This is a genomic window from Shinella sp. 838, assembly GCF_029623935.1.
Lineage (GTDB): Bacteria > Pseudomonadota > Alphaproteobacteria > Rhizobiales > Rhizobiaceae > Shinella.
The window spans coordinates 221569-237379 of record NZ_JARSBQ010000002.1; the positions used below are offsets into that span (position 1 = coordinate 221569).

At 66.7% G+C, this 15811-nt stretch carries 14 protein-coding genes and 1 tRNA gene; 8 read left to right on the plus strand and 7 right to left on the minus strand.

Annotated elements, in window-relative coordinates; translation table 11 throughout:
* The first annotated feature begins 116 nt into the window (after positions 1-116).
* The 5 genes from P9A16_RS08685 (at position 117) to ppdK (ending at position 8528) form a co-directional block, all read left to right on the plus strand.
* Positions 117-638 carry a DUF721 domain-containing protein gene (locus tag P9A16_RS08685; protein ID WP_023516536.1) on the plus strand — a complete coding sequence of 174 codons (522 nt, stop codon included), beginning with the start codon at positions 117-119 and terminating at the stop codon, positions 636-638.
* A 193-nt stretch (positions 639-831) separates the two neighbouring features.
* A complete protein-coding gene (locus P9A16_RS08690) occupies positions 832-1662 on the plus strand; it encodes a DsbA family protein (protein ID WP_023516535.1) in 831 nt (276 codons plus the stop codon).
* 216 nt (positions 1663-1878) lie between these two features.
* Complete coding sequence (locus P9A16_RS08695) at positions 1879-5343, plus strand: chromosome segregation SMC family protein (protein WP_024271222.1); 3465 nt, start codon at positions 1879-1881, stop codon at positions 5341-5343.
* 103 nt (positions 5344-5446) lie between these two features.
* Complete coding sequence (locus tag P9A16_RS08700; protein WP_037408656.1) at positions 5447-5593, plus strand: hypothetical protein; 147 nt, start codon at positions 5447-5449, stop codon at positions 5591-5593.
* Positions 5594-5861: 268 nt separating this feature from the next.
* A complete protein-coding gene (ppdK, locus tag P9A16_RS08705) occupies positions 5862-8528 on the plus strand; it encodes a pyruvate, phosphate dikinase (RefSeq protein WP_023516955.1) in 2667 nt (888 codons plus the stop codon).
* A 38-nt stretch (positions 8529-8566) separates the two neighbouring features.
* Here the strand turns inward: ppdK and P9A16_RS08710 are convergent, their stop codons facing one another.
* Positions 8567-8824 (minus strand): hypothetical protein, encoded by a 258-nt coding sequence (locus P9A16_RS08710; protein WP_443021637.1) that lies wholly within the window; start codon positions 8822-8824, stop codon positions 8567-8569.
* 202 nt (positions 8825-9026) lie between these two features.
* The gene (locus P9A16_RS08715) at positions 9027-9410 is read right to left on the minus strand and encodes a hypothetical protein (RefSeq protein ID WP_088016479.1); all 384 of its coding nucleotides are present in this window, start codon (positions 9408-9410) and stop codon (positions 9027-9029) included.
* A gap of 258 nt (positions 9411-9668) precedes the next feature.
* Between P9A16_RS08715 and P9A16_RS08720 the strand changes: the two genes are divergently transcribed.
* The gene (locus P9A16_RS08720) at positions 9669-10574 is read left to right on the plus strand and encodes a DUF1499 domain-containing protein (RefSeq protein WP_037408671.1); all 906 of its coding nucleotides are present in this window, start codon (positions 9669-9671) and stop codon (positions 10572-10574) included.
* A gap of 31 nt (positions 10575-10605) precedes the next feature.
* Here P9A16_RS08720 and P9A16_RS08725 read toward each other — a convergent pair whose 3' ends face one another.
* Both P9A16_RS08725 and P9A16_RS08730 read right to left on the minus strand, forming a co-directional pair.
* The gene (locus tag P9A16_RS08725; RefSeq protein WP_023517388.1) at positions 10606-11550 is read right to left on the minus strand and encodes an MBL fold metallo-hydrolase; all 945 of its coding nucleotides are present in this window, start codon (positions 11548-11550) and stop codon (positions 10606-10608) included.
* Positions 11547-11843: a cupin domain-containing protein gene (locus P9A16_RS08730; protein WP_023517389.1), complete on the minus strand. Its 297-nt coding sequence runs from the start codon at positions 11841-11843 to the stop codon at positions 11547-11549. The genes P9A16_RS08725 and P9A16_RS08730 overlap by 4 nt, the downstream gene beginning before the upstream one ends.
* A gap of 227 nt (positions 11844-12070) precedes the next feature.
* Between P9A16_RS08730 and P9A16_RS08735 the strand changes: the two genes are divergently transcribed.
* Both P9A16_RS08735 and P9A16_RS08740 read left to right on the plus strand, forming a co-directional pair.
* Positions 12071-12145 (plus strand) — tRNA-Gln (locus tag P9A16_RS08735).
* 165 nt (positions 12146-12310) lie between these two features.
* Positions 12311-12751, plus strand: coding sequence for a DUF3597 domain-containing protein (locus tag P9A16_RS08740; protein WP_024271220.1), 441 nt, complete (start codon positions 12311-12313; stop codon positions 12749-12751).
* A 186-nt stretch (positions 12752-12937) separates the two neighbouring features.
* Here the strand turns inward: P9A16_RS08740 and P9A16_RS08745 are convergent, their stop codons facing one another.
* From P9A16_RS08745 to P9A16_RS08755, 3 genes are all read right to left on the minus strand, one after another.
* Positions 12938-13684 carry a class I SAM-dependent methyltransferase gene (locus P9A16_RS08745; RefSeq protein ID WP_278025648.1) on the minus strand — a complete coding sequence of 249 codons (747 nt, stop codon included), beginning with the start codon at positions 13682-13684 and terminating at the stop codon, positions 12938-12940.
* A 64-nt stretch (positions 13685-13748) separates the two neighbouring features.
* Positions 13749-14084, minus strand: coding sequence for a hypothetical protein (locus P9A16_RS08750; protein ID WP_023514764.1), 336 nt, complete (start codon positions 14082-14084; stop codon positions 13749-13751).
* Positions 14085-14302: 218 nt separating this feature from the next.
* Positions 14303-15679, minus strand: a complete 1377-nt coding sequence (locus P9A16_RS08755) for a M10 family metallopeptidase (protein WP_023514765.1) — start codon at positions 15677-15679, stop codon at positions 14303-14305.
* Between the last annotated feature and the right edge of the window lie 132 nt (positions 15680-15811).

The following is a 15811-nucleotide window of genomic DNA, read 5'->3' on the forward strand; positions in this document are numbered from 1 at the left end:
ACGCAAAACGCTCGCACACTTTTGCTGGAATTGCTCTATAACTGGCGAAGCAGGCGGCGATCTTCAAGTCGATTTTTCGCTGTAACAGGAATATTTTCCCGATCGGGAGCAGGCAAGTGAACACCAGCAAGGCGCCCCGGCGCGGCTATCGGCGAGGCGTCGTCCAGATCAGTGAAGTGGCCAACGGCCTCATCGACCCGGTGCTGGCAAAACGCGCCGGCATCAACACCATGCTGCTCGGCTCGTGGGACGAGATCGCGGGCGCGGAATTTGCCGAATGCACGCGACCGGAGCGTATCACCTGGCCGCGCCGCGCCTCCGAAATGGCGGGCGAGGGCGGCGGCCACCAGCCGGGCGTGCTGACGATCGCCTGCGAGGGCGCCCGCGCGCTCTTCCTCAGCCACCAGCAGGGCGAAATCATCCAGCGCATCAACGGCTTCTTCGGCTTTCCGGCCGTGAACCAGATGAAGATCGTGCAGAAGCCGGTCAGCCCCCATGCCAACCGCCGGCCGAAGCCGCGCCCTTTGACCGGCGCGGCCGCCCGCCATCTCGACGACCTCGTCGACGGCATCGAGGGCGATGCCCTGAAGGCGGCGCTGAAACGGCTCGGCACGGCCGTGCTCGGCCGGCGCCGCTAGTGCGGCCGAAAGCCTCGCTTTCGACCATCGAACGGTCACAATTCTTTGAAGTTACTTGCCTTAACTCCGCTTGTTCCCGCCCCAAAGCAGGTATAACGGGAGTGCCCATAGCAATTCCGGGGAATGCGCGAAGCAGCCTCCTTGGGACTTGCGTCAATGGATCCGAGAATTCCCATCCCCGACAGGAGAGACCATGTCCCTTTCCGAAATGAGCCTGATGAAGCGCCTCGCGACCGGCGTTGCCGTTGCGGCGCTCGCCGTGACGCTGGCTGCCTGCTCCGACGAGAAGAAGGAGGAGACCGCCAAGGCTCCTGAAACCAGCCAGACGACGACGGGCGAAAGCGCAAGTTCGACGTCGGCCACCTCCTCCGGAACGACGACGACCACGACGACCGAGACCGCCCAGGCGCCGGCCGCCGAGGCGAAGTCCGTCGAGGTGCCCACCGCCGATGGCGACGTGGACATGGCGGAAGTGATGAAGGCCGGCGCGCTGCCGGAAATGGCGCTCGGCGAAGCCAATGCCCCGGTCACCATCGTCGAATACATGTCGACGACCTGCCCGCATTGCGCTGCCTTCCACAACAACACCTTCGACGCGATCAAGACGAAGTATGTCGACAGCGGCAAGGTCCGCTTCGTCATGCGCGAGTTCCCGTTCGACCCGCGCGCGGCCGCCGCCTTCATGCTGGCGCGCTGCAAGCCGCAGAACCCGGCCGAGCTTTCGGACGCCTCGCAGTACTTCCCGATGATCTCCATGCTGATGAAGCAGCAGGAAACCTGGGCCGCAGCGCAGGATGGCCGCGAGGCGCTGCTGCAGATGTCGAAACTCGCCGGTTTTACACAGGAGAGCTTCCAGGCCTGCTTGACGAACCAGAAGCTTCTGGATGATGTGAATGCGGTGCGCGAACGCGGCGCCAAGGAATTCGGCATCGCGGCGACGCCGACCTTCCTGATCAACGGCAAGCGCTATTCGGGGGACATGTCGGTTGACACCATGTCGGCCCTCATCGACAGCATGCTCTGACCCTTCGACCGGATTTCTGGCGGGCGACGGCGGAAGCCGTGCGCCCGCTTTTTGCATTGTGATTGATCAGACTGCGTTGCCCCTCATCCCCCTGCCGGGACCTTCTCCCCGCAGGCGGGGAGAAGGAGGGATACGGCGAGCCCATCGTTCCTCGCCCCGCTTGCGGGGAGAGGATGCCGGCAGGCAGGTGAGGGGCATCCCGCGCAGGTGCGCCGCATGAAATTCACCAAACTCCGCCTGCTCGGCTTCAAATCCTTCGTAGAACCCACCGAATTCATCATCGAGCGGGGCCTGACCGGCGTCGTCGGGCCGAACGGCTGCGGCAAGTCGAACCTCGTCGAGGCGCTGCGCTGGGTGATGGGGGAGAATTCCTACAAGAACATGCGCGCGTCCGGCATGGACGACGTCATCTTCTCCGGCTCCGGCAACCGCCCGGCGCGCAACACCGCCGAAGTCGGCCTCTATCTCGACAATTCCGACCGCACGGCCCCCGCCGCCTTCAACGGCGAGGACGAGATCCAGGTGTCCCGCCGTATCGAGCGCGAGAACGGCTCGATCTACCGCATCAACGGCAAGGAAGCGCGCGCCAAGGATGTGCAGCTGCTCTTTGCCGACGCCTCCACCGGTGCCCGCTCGCCCTCCATGGTCGGGCAGGGCCGCATCGGCGAACTCATCCAGGCCAAGCCCCAGGCACGCCGCCAGCTGCTCGAAGAAGCGGCCGGCATTTCGGGCCTGCATTCGCGCCGCCACGAAGCGGAGCTGCGCCTGCGCGCCGCCGAAACCAACCTCGAACGGCTCGACGACGTCACCTCGCAGCTCGAAAGCCAGATCGAGAGCCTGAAGCGCCAGTCGCGCCAGGCGAACCGCTTCAAGGCGCTTTCCGCCGATATCCGCCGCCATGAGGCGATGTTGCTGCACATCCGCTGGGCGCAGGCGAAAGAAGCCGAGGCCGAGGCCGACAGCCAGCTCAACCAGGCGACCTCGCTCGTTGCCGAGCGCGCCAATGCCCAGATGCAGGCGGCCAAGGAGCAGGCTGTTGCCAGCCTCAAATTGCCGGAGCTGCGCGAGAACGAGGCAAAACTCGCCGCCGCGCTGCAGCGCCTGCAGATCGCCCGCGCGCAGCTCGAAGAAGATTCCGCCCGGCTGTTGCGCCGGCGTGACGAGCTGACACGCCGGCTTGCCCAGCTTGCCGAGGACATCATCCGCGAGGAACGCATGGTGGCCGACAATGCCGCTGTGCTGGAACGCCTGACCGCCGAGGAAGACGAGATCGCCGAGATCCTCGCCGAGGCCGACGAGCGCACCGTCGGCGCCCGCGAGACGATGGACGCTGCGGCCGCAAAACTTTCCGACAGCGAGGCCGCGCTTGCCTCTGTCACCGCCGAGCGCGCCGAAGCGCAGGCCTCGCGCAACCAGCTTGAAAAGGCGATTCGCGACCTTGCCGAACGTCATCTGCGCCTCGGCCAGCAGCACGCCGCCCAGGCGCGTGAACTCGAGGAGATGGACGCCCGCATCGCCGCGCTGCCCGACCCGGAAGAACGCCGCGCGGCCGTGCAGTCCGCCGAGGAGGTGCTCGAGGCGGCCGGCGAAATGCTCGTCGCCGTCGAAGAGGCACTGGAGGAGGCGCGTTTTGCCGAATCCGCCCTGCGCGGTCCGGTCGATACCGCCCGCGCCCGGCTTGCCGGCATCGAGACGGAAGCCCGCACGATCCGGCGCATGCTGGAGGCCGGCAGCACCGGTGGCTCCTTCCCGCCGGTCGTCGAGGCGGTCGACGTCGACCGCGGCTATGAGACGGCGCTCGGCGCGGCGCTTGGCGACGACCTCGATTCGCCCGCTGACAACTCGGCCCCCGTTCATTGGCGCCTGTCCGGCGACGCATCCGGCGACGCACCCCTGCCGAAGGGCGTGCCGGCGCTGATCGATCATGTCCGTGCGCCCGACGTGCTGGGCCGCCGCCTTTCCCAGATCGGTATTGCCGGCAGCGCGGAGGAGGGGTTGTCCCTGTTGCCGCAGCTCAAGGCCGGCCAGCGGCTCGTCACCCGCGAGGGCGCGGTCTTCCGCTGGGACGGCCATGTCACCGGTGCCGATGCGCCGAGCGCCGCCGCGCTCCGCCTCGAACAGAAGAACCGCCTTGCCGAGCTCGAAGCCGAGATGGAAGACGCGCGCGCCGCGCTCGGCGGTGCGGAAGCCGACCTTTCGCGTGCCGGCGAGACCATCCGTGCCGAAACGCAGCGCCAGCAGCAGGCGCGCGAGGCCCAGCGCACCGCCACCCGCGCCCTTGCCGAGGCACGCGAGGGGCTGGAGGCGGCCGAACGGGCCTCCGGTGATCTCATCCGCCGCAGGGCGGTGCTCTTCGAAACCGGCGCGCAGATCGAGGCACAGGTGGAAGAGGCCGCCGTCTCGCTGGAGGATGCCCGTGCGGCGCTGGAGGAGGCGCCCGATCTTGCCGATCTCGACCTGCGCCTTCGCGCCCACACGATGGATGTCGCGACCGACCGGGCGACGCTGGCCGAAGCGCGCGCCGGCCATGACGGGCTTGCCCGCGAAATGGCCGATCGCCGCCGGCGCCTGATGTCGATCTCTGCCGAGCGCGAGACATGGCGGAGCCGCGCCGCCAATGCCGAGAACCATATCGCGACCCTGCGCGAGCGCGAAGCCGAGGCGCATGAGGAGATGGAGGAGCTGGCCGAGGCGCCCGACGAGATCGAGGACAAGCGCCGCGAACTCCTGACCGGCCTCAGCAATGCCGAGGCTGCCCGCCGCGAGGCCGCCGATGCCCTGCAGGAGGCGGAGAACCGCCAGCGCGAGGCCGACCGCACGGCCGCCACCGCGCTCTCGCAGCTTGCCGAATCCCGCGAGACCCGGGGCCGTGCGGAAGAACGCCTCGTCTCCGCCCGCGAGCGCCGCGTCGAGGGCGAGGCGCGCATCCGCGAGGCGCTGAACTGCGCCCCGCACGAAGCCCTGCGGCTGACCGGCCATCCCGCCGGCAGCCCGCTGCCCGATCCGCGCGAGCGCGAACGGGATCTCGATCGCCTGAAGATGGAGCGCGAACGGCTCGGCGCGGTGAACCTGCGCGCCGAGGAGGAGCAGCGGGAGCTGACTGAAAAGCTCGAGGCGCTCGTCGCCGAACGCGAGGACATCATCGAGGCGATCCGCAAGCTGCGCTCGGCGATCCAGAGCCTCAACCGCGAAGGCCGCGAGCGGCTTTTGGCCGCCTTCGACGTGGTCAACGTGCAGTTCCAGCGCCTCTTCACTCATCTCTTCGGCGGCGGCACGGCCGAGCTTCAGCTCATCGAGAGCGACGATCCGCTCGATGCCGGCCTCGAAATCCTCGCCCGCCCGCCGGGCAAGAAGCCGCAGACCATGACGCTGCTCTCCGGCGGTGAGCAGGCGCTGACGGCCATGGCCCTGATCTTCGCCGTCTTCCTCACCAATCCGGCGCCGATCTGCGTGCTCGACGAGGTGGACGCCCCGCTCGACGACCACAATGTCGAGCGCTACTGCAACCTCATGGACGAGATGGCGGCCTCCACCGAGACCCGTTTCGTCATCATCACGCACAATCCCATCACCATGGCCCGCATGAACCGCCTCTTCGGCGTCACCATGGCCGAACAGGGCGTCTCCCAGCTCGTCTCCGTCGACCTGCAGACGGCCGAGCAGCTGCGCGAGGCGTCGTAGCCGTTCCTCTTTTTGGACGGTGACGCAGCGGAACAAACACCCCTCTCATGCATTGAACAGCGCCTGCCGTTCCCGCAGGATCTTGTGCAATTGGGGATCAAACGTGAGCAGAGACGCACTTTACATGATCATCGGCGCCCTCGTCGTCGTGGTGGCCGGGTTTTCCTATTATGCCTGGCAGCAGGAGAAGAAGCCTGACGGCGTCGAGATCCGTCTGGACCAGCAGGGGCTTTCCATCGAGGGGAATTGAAGCCGTTTTTTCACCGGGGCTTGTCCGCCGTCTTCGAGATGCGAAAACACTCCCGCAGTTCTTTCGCCGCAGTTCCGGCAAAGGCGCCCCGGTTCTTTGTTGGAATTGCTCAAGGCCGTGTTCCCGCTGGGGCACGGCTTTTATTTGGCTCTCGTAATGTTGCATTGCCGTCGCAAATTTGATGCGTTGCAACAAAAAACGCGTCATGCCGCGTTTTCAACAAGATGCAGTTCATGTAGATTGTCAGGACGCATATGGGGAGGCGTGCATGAACAAGTGGGTCTATACCTTTGGGGGAGGCCGCGCCGAAGGCAGCGCGGGCGATCGCAACACGCTCGGTGGCAAGGGCGCGAACCTCGCCGAAATGTGCAATCTCGGCCTGCCGGTGCCGCCCGGGCTCACCATCGTCACCTCCGCCTGCAACCACTACTACGACAACGGCCGCCGGCTGCCGGACGATCTGAAGGACCAGGTCCGCACCGCGCTTCGCCAGATGGAGGGCATCACCGGCCGCCTCTTCGGCGACATGACGAAGCCGTTGCTGCTTTCCGTGCGCTCCGGTGCGCGCGCCTCCATGCCGGGCATGATGGACACGGTCCTCAACCTCGGTCTCAACGACCGCACGGTGGAGGCGCTTGGCCATGATGCCGGCGATGCGCGTTTTGCCTGGGACAGCTACCGCCGGTTCATCCAGATGTATGGCGACGTTGTCATGGGGCTCGACCACGAGGTCTTCGAGGAGATCCTGGAGGACGAGAAGGGCCGGCTCGGGCACGAACAGGATACCGAGCTCTCGGCCGTCGAATGGCAGCACGTTATCGCCCGCTACAAGGAGACGATCGAGGAGGAGCTGGGCGAAGCGTTCCCGCAGGATCCGGAAGTCCAGCTTTGGGGCGCGATCGGCGCCGTCTTCGCGAGCTGGATGAACGCGCGCGCGGTGACCTATCGCACACTGCACAACATTCCCGCCGTCTGGGGCACGGCCGTGAATGTTCAGGCCATGGTCTTCGGCAATCTCGGCAATTCCTCCGCCACGGGCGTCGCCTTCACGCGCAACCCCTCGACGGGCGAGAACAAGCTCTACGGCGAATTCCTCGTCAATGCCCAGGGCGAGGATGTCGTCGCCGGCATCCGCACGCCGCAGAACATCACCGAGGAGGCGCGCATCGCCTCCGGCTCCGACCGTCCGTCGCTTGAAAAGCTGATGCCGGAGGCTTTTGCCGAGTTCCGCGGCATCTGCGACCGGCTGGAGCGGCATTACCGCGACATGCAGGACCTCGAATTCACCATCGAGCGCGGCAAGCTCTGGATGCTGCAGACCCGCTCGGGCAAGCGCACGGCAAAGGCCGCGCTGAAGATCGCCGTCGACATGGCGACGGAAGGCCTGATCAGCGAGGGCGAAGCCGTCGCGCGCATCGATCCCGCCTCGCTCGACCAGCTTCTGCACCCGACCATCGATCCGCGCGCACGGCGCGACGTCATCGGCTCCGGCCTGCCGGCTTCGCCGGGCGCGGCGACCGGCGCGATCGTCTTCACCTCGGAAGACGCCGTCGCGGCGCAGGAGGAGGGCCGCAGGGTCATTCTCGTGCGCATCGAGACGAGCCCGGAAGACATTCACGGCATGCATGCCGCCGAAGGCATCCTGACCACCCGCGGCGGCATGACCAGCCATGCAGCCGTCGTCGCCCGCGGCATGGGCACGCCGTGCGTGTCCGGCGCGGGCACGCTGCGCGTCGATCTGCGCAACGAGCTTCTCGTCGCCCATGGCGTGACGCTGAAGAAGGGCGACGTCATCACCATCGATGGCTCCTCCGGCCAGGTGCTGAAGGGCGAGATCCCCATGCTCCAGCCGGAACTGTCGGGCGATTTCGGCCGCATTATGGAGTGGGCCGACCGCACACGCCGCATGAAGGTGCGCACCAATGCCGAGACGCCGGCGGATGCCCGCGCGGCGCGCTCCTTCGGCGCGGAGGGCATCGGCCTCTGCCGCACCGAGCACATGTTCTTCGAAGGCAGCCGCATCAATGTGATGCGCGAGATGATTCTCGCCGAGGATGAAGCCGGTCGCCGCGCCTCGCTGGCGAAACTCCTGCCCATGCAGCGCTCCGATTTCGCTGAACTGTTCGAGATCATGCACGGTCTGCCGGTGACGATCCGCCTGCTCGATCCGCCGTTGCACGAGTTCCTGCCGAAGAGCGACGAGGAGATCGCCGAAGTGGCGACCGCCCTTGCCATCGAGGAGGCGGCGCTGCGCCGGCGCGTCGATACGCTGCACGAGTTCAATCCCATGCTCGGCCATCGCGGCTGCCGCCTTGCCATCTCCTATCCGGAGATTGCCGAGATGCAGGCGCGCGCCATCTTCGAGGCCGCCGCGGAGGCGGCCAAGACGACCGGTGCGGCCGTCGAGCCGGAGATCATGGTGCCGCTCGTCGGCCTCAAGGCGGAGCTGGATTACGTCAAGGCCCGCATCGAGGCGGTCGCCAAGGCGGTGATCGCGGAAACCGGCGTCGCCATCGACTATCTCGTCGGGACGATGATCGAGCTGCCGCGCGCCGCCCTTCGCGCCCATGTCATCGCCGAATCGGCCGAGTTCTTCTCCTTCGGCACCAACGACCTGACGCAGACGACCTTCGGCATTTCACGCGACGACGCCTCGGCGTTCCTGTCGACCTATATCCAGAAGGGCATCGTCGAGCAGGACCCGTTCGTGCAGCTTGATTTCGACGGGGTGGGCGAACTCATCCGCATCGCCGCCGAGCGCGGCCGGAGCACGCGCAACGACCTGAAGCTCGGCATCTGCGGTGAGCATGGCGGCGACCCGGCCTCGATCCATTTCTGCGAGGAGGCCGGGCTCGACTATGTCTCCTGTTCGCCCTTCCGCGTGCCGATCGCCCGGCTTGCCGCAGCGCAGGCGGCGTTCAACGGCAAGGCCTGACGACCGCTGTGCTGTGTCTCGCTTCGGCTGGAAAGGCTCTAGCGCCGCCGAACGGGCACATAGATATAGGTCGGCCGGTCCCACATCGGCGATTGCAGGCGCGCCGCGCGGAAGTCCGCGCGACGGTCGAGTTCGATACGCTGCAGGCATTCGGCAAAGGCGTCCGTGCCCGGGCGAAAACCGTAGGACCGGCACTTGGCCTCGTCATTGGCGCGCACTTCGGCAGCCGTCTGGCAGCCGGCGAGGAAAAGGGCGGTGGCGGCGAGGGCGGCGAAACTAAGAAGCATCTTGGGCATGCGGGCTCCGGCGAACTGTTGCGCGCCATGGATAGGCCCGTCGGCGCGCCGCGGCAAGGGCTTCCGGCAATCTCCACCCGGGCGGAGGGCGCCGGGGCCGTCCCAAAGCCGGCCGTGCACGAGGGTGCAGCCGCCTTGCGGCAATGGCAGTCGTGCAATCAGGATCCCGAAGCGCAGTGGCGACCCGGTCGCGGCCTTGTACCTAGATGCGTTGCAGCACATCCACGAAGGCATCGGCGAATCGCTTGAGGTCCTTCGTCGTCTCGTCGGGCGCCTCCACGCGAATGGCGGTCCCCTCCGCATCGAGCAGCGCGAAGACCACGGCGAGCGCGCCACCCTCGCCCTGCGGCACGCGCAGCGCGGCGATGCGCCGGCAATCCTCGGCAAGGCCGGAGGCGGGCAGGTCGAAAAGGAAGTCACCGCCCAGTTGGCCGGCGGCGGTGCGCACGGCCTCGGCAAAGCCAGCCTCGTCGCCGGAAAAGCCGTCGAGCGAGAGTTCGAGCTCCAGAAGCTCCAGGGGGAGGGCGGGTTCGCCCGTGGGCGCGGTGATAGCGGTGTCGGCGGCCGTCTGCGTCGGCAACATCATCTTGCTCCTTGGTCTACCCCCGTTCGTAAACCGTCGTTAACGAGCGTGGCGAATTTGCGGCACGCAAGGATTTTTGCCGCTCTGCCGCATGTTGTCCCCGGCCAGGAGGTCGCATGGCGCTGTGGGCGGCGCTTCAGGTTTCCGTAGAACCTGAACGGTACGCCGCAATGTCTTAAATCGATTCCGGTTTCGGCAAATTTGCAGTAGGAAAAGGACGCGGCAGCGAGCGCCGCGCGCGCATCCGGTGAGGCCATGGCAATCACGATCCAGTACGAACGGCCCGTTTCGCATGCGGCGCACTGGGCGCGGCGCATGGCGCTGTTTTCCTGTCTGCTGTTCGTCGCCGTCGTGCTGTCGCATCGTTTCGGCCCGCTCACCACGCCGCACTTCCTGGCGCTGGCCGGCTTTTCCGCCGCCATGGCCGTCCTTGCCATGCTGCTGGCGGCGATCGGTCTCGCGCAGCTCTGGCATGTCGGCGCGCGCGGCGGCAAGGCGGCGCTGATGGCGCTGCTGCTCTGCCTGCTGCCGCTCGGTTTCACCGGTGCTGCCGCCTATGCCTATTTCTACAAGCCGGCGCTCTACGACGTGACGACGGATACGGCCACCGCCCCGCCCTGGCTTGCCGAGCCCGCCGCCGAGCAGGACTGGCTGCCGCGCATCGGCCCGGTCGGCCCGCGCGACCGCGCGGTGCAGCTCGAGGCCTATCCCGGCCTTTCGGGCCGCCGTTACGACGGCGCGCTCGACCGTGTCTACCAGGGGGTGCGCAAGGTCGCCGCCGCCTATGGCATCACCATCACCGCCGAGGACGGGCTCGACAACATCCTCGCCGACCTCGAAGACCTCGTCGTCGATCCGGCCAAGGTGGTCAAGAGCCAGGAAGCGCTGGGTGACGTGCCGATCCCCGAGGCGCGCCCGCTGGATACGCCGCTTCTTCCCCGCATCGGCGGTCCCGGCGACGTTCTCCTGCAGGGGGAGTGGCGCTCGCCGGTCTTCGGCTTCCGCTTCGATCTTGTCATCCGCCTGCGCGAGGAGGCGGAGACGACGCTCGTCGACATGCGCGCCGCCTCGCGTTACGGCCCGCACGATCTCGGCATTGGCGCGGAACTGGTCGAAGGCTACCTGAAGGCGCTCGACGCCGAACTCCTGGGCATTGCCGGCGACTGAGGCCCTTCGATCCGCCGCTGTGTCGAAAACCTCAGAGGCCGGGGGCGGGGAAATAGAGCCCCTTCAGCGCGGGCGGGCGTTCCGTTACCACCTCGCCGCGCGCGACGAGGTCCTCCAAGTGCGCCAGCACGGAAAGTGCCGCCGCGCCATGCAGGCGCGGATCCGTTTCGCGGTAGATCACCTTCACCATGTCCGCAATCAGCCGGTCTCCGGCGCGCACACGCTCGCGCACGGCCCGCTCGCGCATGCGCCGGTGGGTCCTCAGCCCACGCAGAAAGGCCGCCGGCTCGGTGACGGGGCCGCCATGGCCGGGCAGGTAGAGCCGGTCGTCGCGCTCCAGAAGCCGTTCGAGCGAGGCCATGTAGTCCGCCATGGCGCCATCCGGCGGCGCCACGATGGTGGTCGCCCAGGCCATGACATGGTCGGCGGAAAAGACGATGCCATCGGGCCCGTCGAGCGCGAAGGCGGCATGGTTGGCGGTATGGCCGGGGGTGAGCAGTGCCGTCAGCGCCCAGCCGTCGCCCGCCACGCTCTCGCCATGGCCAAGCGCGATATCGGGCACGAAGTCCACGTCCGCGCTTTCCGCAAAGGGATTGCTCTCGCCGGCATGCAGCGGCCGTGCGGCGCGGTGCGGCCCTTCCGCGACGATGATCGCGCCCGTCTCCGCCTTCAGCCGGCGGGCGAGCGGCGAGTGGTCGCGGTGCGTATGGCTGACGGCGATGTGGGTCACGTCGCGCCCGGCGAGTGCCCGCATCAGCGCCGCAAAATGCGCTTCGTCCTCGGGGCCGGGGTCGATCACCGCCACCGAGCGGTCGCCGACGATGTAGCTGTTGGTGCCGTGGAAGGTGAAGGGGCCCGGATTGTTGACGGTGATGCGCTGCACGCGCGGCGCCACGGGCACGGCCTCGCCATGGGCGGGCTTGAATTCGAGGTCGAACCGCGGCGCTTCCCGGCCGGTGTCGCTTGCCGTCGTCACTTGTATTCGATCTCGATGAAGCTCATCGGCGCGTCGCCGCCATTGACGACATTGTGTGCCACGCCCGCCTCGCGCCGGTAGACGGCGCCCGTCTTGGTGTGCACCCGCCGGTCGCCGGTCTCCTCCTCGATCAGGAAGTCGCAATCGGTCATCGGCACGACGACATAACCGAGCCCGTGCACATGATGGCCGGTATCGGCGCCCGGTTCGAAATCCCAGCGCGTGACACGCACGACGGCATCGTCGAGGAGAACGGTGGGTACGGCCGGCGGACGGGCGCGGAACTGGGGCATGGCGGGCTCCTCACGGGAAAGGGCAGGGCGGGGAAAGCCCGGCCGGTGCCGGACGCCCGCCGGAAAGGCGATCGTTCGACCGGACCCTATCGCCGCCTCGCGCCCCTGCCAAGCACCAAGCGGCAGTTCGTCGCCATTCGCACGTACCGCCCGGAGAATAATCACCCCGAACCGGAAGTTAAGCATTGTCCATGCCGCCCGCCTTTGCTATCAGGCTTGCGCCGTGTTGGGGCGTCGCCAAGCGGTAAGGCACCGGTTTTTGGTACCGGCATTCCCAGGTTCGAATCCTGGCGCCCCAGCCACGGCTTTCCCCGTGGATTCATCTGCGCTGCAGGACTGGTGATGGCCAGGCCGGCGACCCGCATCGTTTCTCCCTCTCCATGCGCAGCTTTCATTGAAATGAAGAGCGGCGCCTCTATGTTGGTCTTGCCGAGTCAGAGCCGGTAGAGATCAACAGGGAGCAAGACATGGGTATCTTCAGTTCCATCAAGGAAAAGCTTTTCGGCAAGGCAGAGGAAAAGCCGGCGGAAACCATCACGGCCGAAGCCGTGAAGCCGGCAACCGCGGATGTTTCCGCCACGCCGGCGGCCGGCAGCGAAACGGTGGCGAAAACGACCGGAAGCCAGCCCGCCGTCGCCACGCCGAGCCAGCCGGTGGACGTCGCCGCGGTCCTCGACGCGGCCGTTGCCAAGAATGGCCAGAAGCTCGACTGGCGCCGCTCCATCGTTGATATGATGAAGGCCCTCGGCATGGATGCCAGCCTCAAGGAGCGCAAGGAGCTGGCCGACGAGCTCGGCTATACCGGCGACAAGAACGATTCCGCCAGCATGAACATCTGGCTGCACAAGGCCTTGCTGAAGGCCCTCGCCGAAAACGGCGGCAAGGTGCCTGCCGATCTGCTGGACTGATCGAAAGCAGACACCCGCCGGCAAAGCCCGGCGGGCGTCTGGAACAGGCCGCCTGCATCGCATGTCCCACGCAGGGCGTCGTCGTTGTCAGGCACGCGCGTAGGCCTTCCGAACGCCCACAGCCCGTCATCCCGTCCTGAACGGTGGCTAGAGCGTTGCCGGTGAACCCATGTTCACCGAAGATGCCTAGGCAAGCCCGCCCAGCGGGATCAGTTCCGGTGCGCCCGGCTGCCAGTCGTTTCCTTCCCAGTCCCCGAGCCAGCGGTCCACGCGAAGGCCTGCCCCGGCGATGAGCGTCTCCAGCTCCGCCTTTTCGGGAAAGGCGATGCGGGAGGCGGCGGAGAGGCGTTTTCCGGTGGCGCGGATCTCGTAGTGGGTGCCGTAGGTGACGATGCCCGTCGCGGCATCGTGGGTGACTTCGTTCCAGGCGGCGACGGGGCCGAAGCGGGGATGATCGACGAGGCGCATCGACGCCTCCGGCCCCCACTCCTCCCATTCCCGGCAGGCGGGGTTGCGGCTGTCGAAGACGAAGCGGCCGTCGGGCGCTAGATGCGCGGCGATGGTCGCGAGGACCGCGGCGCGATCTTCCCGCGTCAGGAAGACCTGGAAGGCATGGCCGGTCAGCACGACCAGCGCGAAGCGGCGGCCGAGCCGCAGCGTACGCGCATCGCCCTCGACGAAGTCGACGCCTTCGGCACCCGGCTTGCCGCGGGCGATGGCGAGCATGGCCGGGGCCGGATCGACACCGACCACCGTGCGGCCGCCGGCGAGTGCAACGGCAAGCGCGCCCGTGCCGCAGCCAAGATCCAGCACGCTCGCCGCCCCTTCCGCCAGTGTTTTGCAACAGGCGAAATCCGGCGAACGCTCCCAGCCGTTTTCCAGGTCGTAGAAATCGGCAAGCTCCGGGTCGTGGTAGAGGCGGTCTTCGTCCATGGTGTGCTCCAAGAAAAAGGCCGCGTTTTCGCGCGGCCTTGGAGAGGGTCGGTCGGGCTGCCGCTTACGACGCCGCGTCGAGAACCTTCTCGCAATGGGTCGGGCCGCCCTTCGGATCGACGCGGTCGCCGACGGCGCGGATGGTGTTGATCCGGTAGGCCTCGCTCACCGCCAGCTCCACGGTGCAGGACTTGCCCTTCACGAAGCCGCCGCGCCACTTGTAGAGCGTCGTGCCGCCCGCGCCGGCCGTGTCGGAGATCGGCGGGCCATAGGCCGCGAAGAAGCTGCCGGCGGTCTTGCCGTTCCAGCGGGCCTGCAACGGGTTGGACGCGACTGAGACGGTGGTGCATCCGGCGAGGGCAAGCGCGACGCCTGCCAGAATTGCAATGCGGGAGTTCATGGGTGCCATTTCCTTGGGGCTTTGGTGCGGCCGTGAATGTGAGCCTGGCACCGCCATAGCGCAGCGCGCCGAAAAGGGGAATCGCCGCCGCGCCAACTTTGCCGTCGTCCCCAGCGAAGACGTCTCAAACGTGCGGATTTGCAACAGTTTGCGGTGCAGCGGGAACCGCCTGCGGAGAGGACCCGGCGGTTTCGCACCGGGCCCCCGCGCAGCGGGTGTCACAGAAGGAAGTCGCCCTTGTCGAGATTGCTGAGGCTGAACTTCTTGAGGATCAGGACGTCGTTGCCGCCGAGCTCGATATGCACGTCGCTGCCGACCTGATCGGCCTTGGCCAGCACCTTGTTGACGCTGGAGAAATTGTAGGAGCGCAGGTCGATATCATCGACATTGTTCTTGAAGTCGGTGATCGTGTCGCGGCCGTAACCCTTCTTGAAGATGAAGATGTCCGAGCCCTTGCCGCCGGTCAGCGTGTCGTTGCCCGTGCCGCCGGCAAGCTTGTCATTGCCGGCCGCGCCCTTGAGCGTGTCGCTGCCGCCATTGCCGATCAGGTAGTTCTTGCCCTGGTTGCCGAGGATCGTGTCGTTGCCCGAGCCGCCCTTGGCGTTCTCGATGAGCGAACGCAGGTCGCCGTTGAAGAGCAGCGCGTTGAAGATGTTGCCGCGGGCATAGCCGTCGTTCGGCCCGCCGCCGAGATAGCCGAGCTGGGTCTTGCTGAACATGGAATAGGCGCCAGGACGCAGATCGATCTCGACGCCCGTCTTGTAGGCGCTGAGGTCGTAGGTGTCGGTGCCGCCGCCATCCCAGACCGTGGCGAAGATGCGGTCGCCACCGGCATCGATGGCGACCTTGCCGTTGACGAAGGTATCGCCGCTGCCCGGCTTCCACTTGTAGACGGTTGCGCCCTTGTTCGTCGTGTAGTCCGCGCCATACATGTGCTGCAGCGCGTAGATATCGGCCATCATGAAGGTCTGCGGACCGCCGAACTCTTCGTACTGATAGCCGCTGGCATTGTCGCCGACGAAGGAGTTGTAGGTCATCACCGAGTATTCGGGACTGTTCCATTCGCTCTGGATCGCACCGAACGTATCGGTTTCATGGGCATGCTTCAGGCCGAGCGCATGGCCGAGTTCGTGGACGAGCGTGTGCCAGGCGTAGTTGCCGGCCTTCGGCGTGCGGTAATCGTTGATGGTGCCGGCATATTCCGTGCTGAACCAGATGTCGCCGCCGGTGGCGCCGGTGTCCGGGTAGTAGGCGTGGGCGGTCGGTTTGGCATCGTCCGACTGGGCGAAGCGCAAGATCGCGGTGCTGGTCGTGCCGGCAGAAAAATTCAGGTTGGTGAACCCTTCGACGGAGAAACCGTCATTCGCACCGCCCCCGAAGCTCTTCTCCATGATGAAGAGTGCGGCGTTCTTCTGCATGGCCGAGACGGCCCCGAAATTGTTGTCGGGCTCGCCGCTGTAGGAGTAGCTGCTCGTCGATGTGGGGAAGGCATAGGTGACGCCGGTGCCGCCCCAGGCGAAGCCGCTGAGAACGGAATCGACGAACTGTGATCCCGTCGCGGTGACTGTCTTGGTGAGTTTGCCCGTTCCCGTCATTGCTGTACCCCTTCAAGCAGAGTTCGTGTGTTGTCGTTTTCGGGCGCGTATCGTCACCGCCGGCGTGCATCGTTGCAGCTTCGGATCGGCCCCCGCCGTGAGTCCATGGCATCTTATGGCGGCAAGACGTTC

Bases quoted from the DNA above. Each gene is read 5' to 3' on its own strand.
- P9A16_RS08755 (WP_023514765.1), bottom strand. From the start codon at position 15,679: ATGACGGGAACGGGCAAACTCACCAAGACAGTCACCGCGACGGGATCA.
- P9A16_RS08695 (WP_024271222.1), top strand. From the start codon at position 1,879: ATGAAATTCACCAAACTCCGCCTGCTCGGCTTCAAATCCTTCGTAGAA.
- P9A16_RS08745 (WP_278025648.1), bottom strand. From the start codon at position 13,684: ATGGACGAAGACCGCCTCTACCACGACCCGGAGCTTGCCGATTTCTAC.
- P9A16_RS08715 (WP_088016479.1), bottom strand. From the start codon at position 9,410: ATGATGTTGCCGACGCAGACGGCCGCCGACACCGCTATCACCGCGCCC.
- P9A16_RS08690 (WP_023516535.1), top strand. From the start codon at position 832: ATGTCCCTTTCCGAAATGAGCCTGATGAAGCGCCTCGCGACCGGCGTT.
- ppdK (WP_023516955.1), top strand. From the start codon at position 5,862: ATGAACAAGTGGGTCTATACCTTTGGGGGAGGCCGCGCCGAAGGCAGC.
- P9A16_RS08750 (WP_023514764.1), bottom strand. From the start codon at position 14,084: ATGAACTCCCGCATTGCAATTCTGGCAGGCGTCGCGCTTGCCCTCGCC.
- P9A16_RS08730 (WP_023517389.1), bottom strand. From the start codon at position 11,843: ATGCCCCAGTTCCGCGCCCGTCCGCCGGCCGTACCCACCGTTCTCCTC.
- P9A16_RS08740 (WP_024271220.1), top strand. From the start codon at position 12,311: ATGGGTATCTTCAGTTCCATCAAGGAAAAGCTTTTCGGCAAGGCAGAG.
- P9A16_RS08710 (WP_443021637.1), bottom strand. From the start codon at position 8,824: ATGCCCAAGATGCTTCTTAGTTTCGCCGCCCTCGCCGCCACCGCCCTT.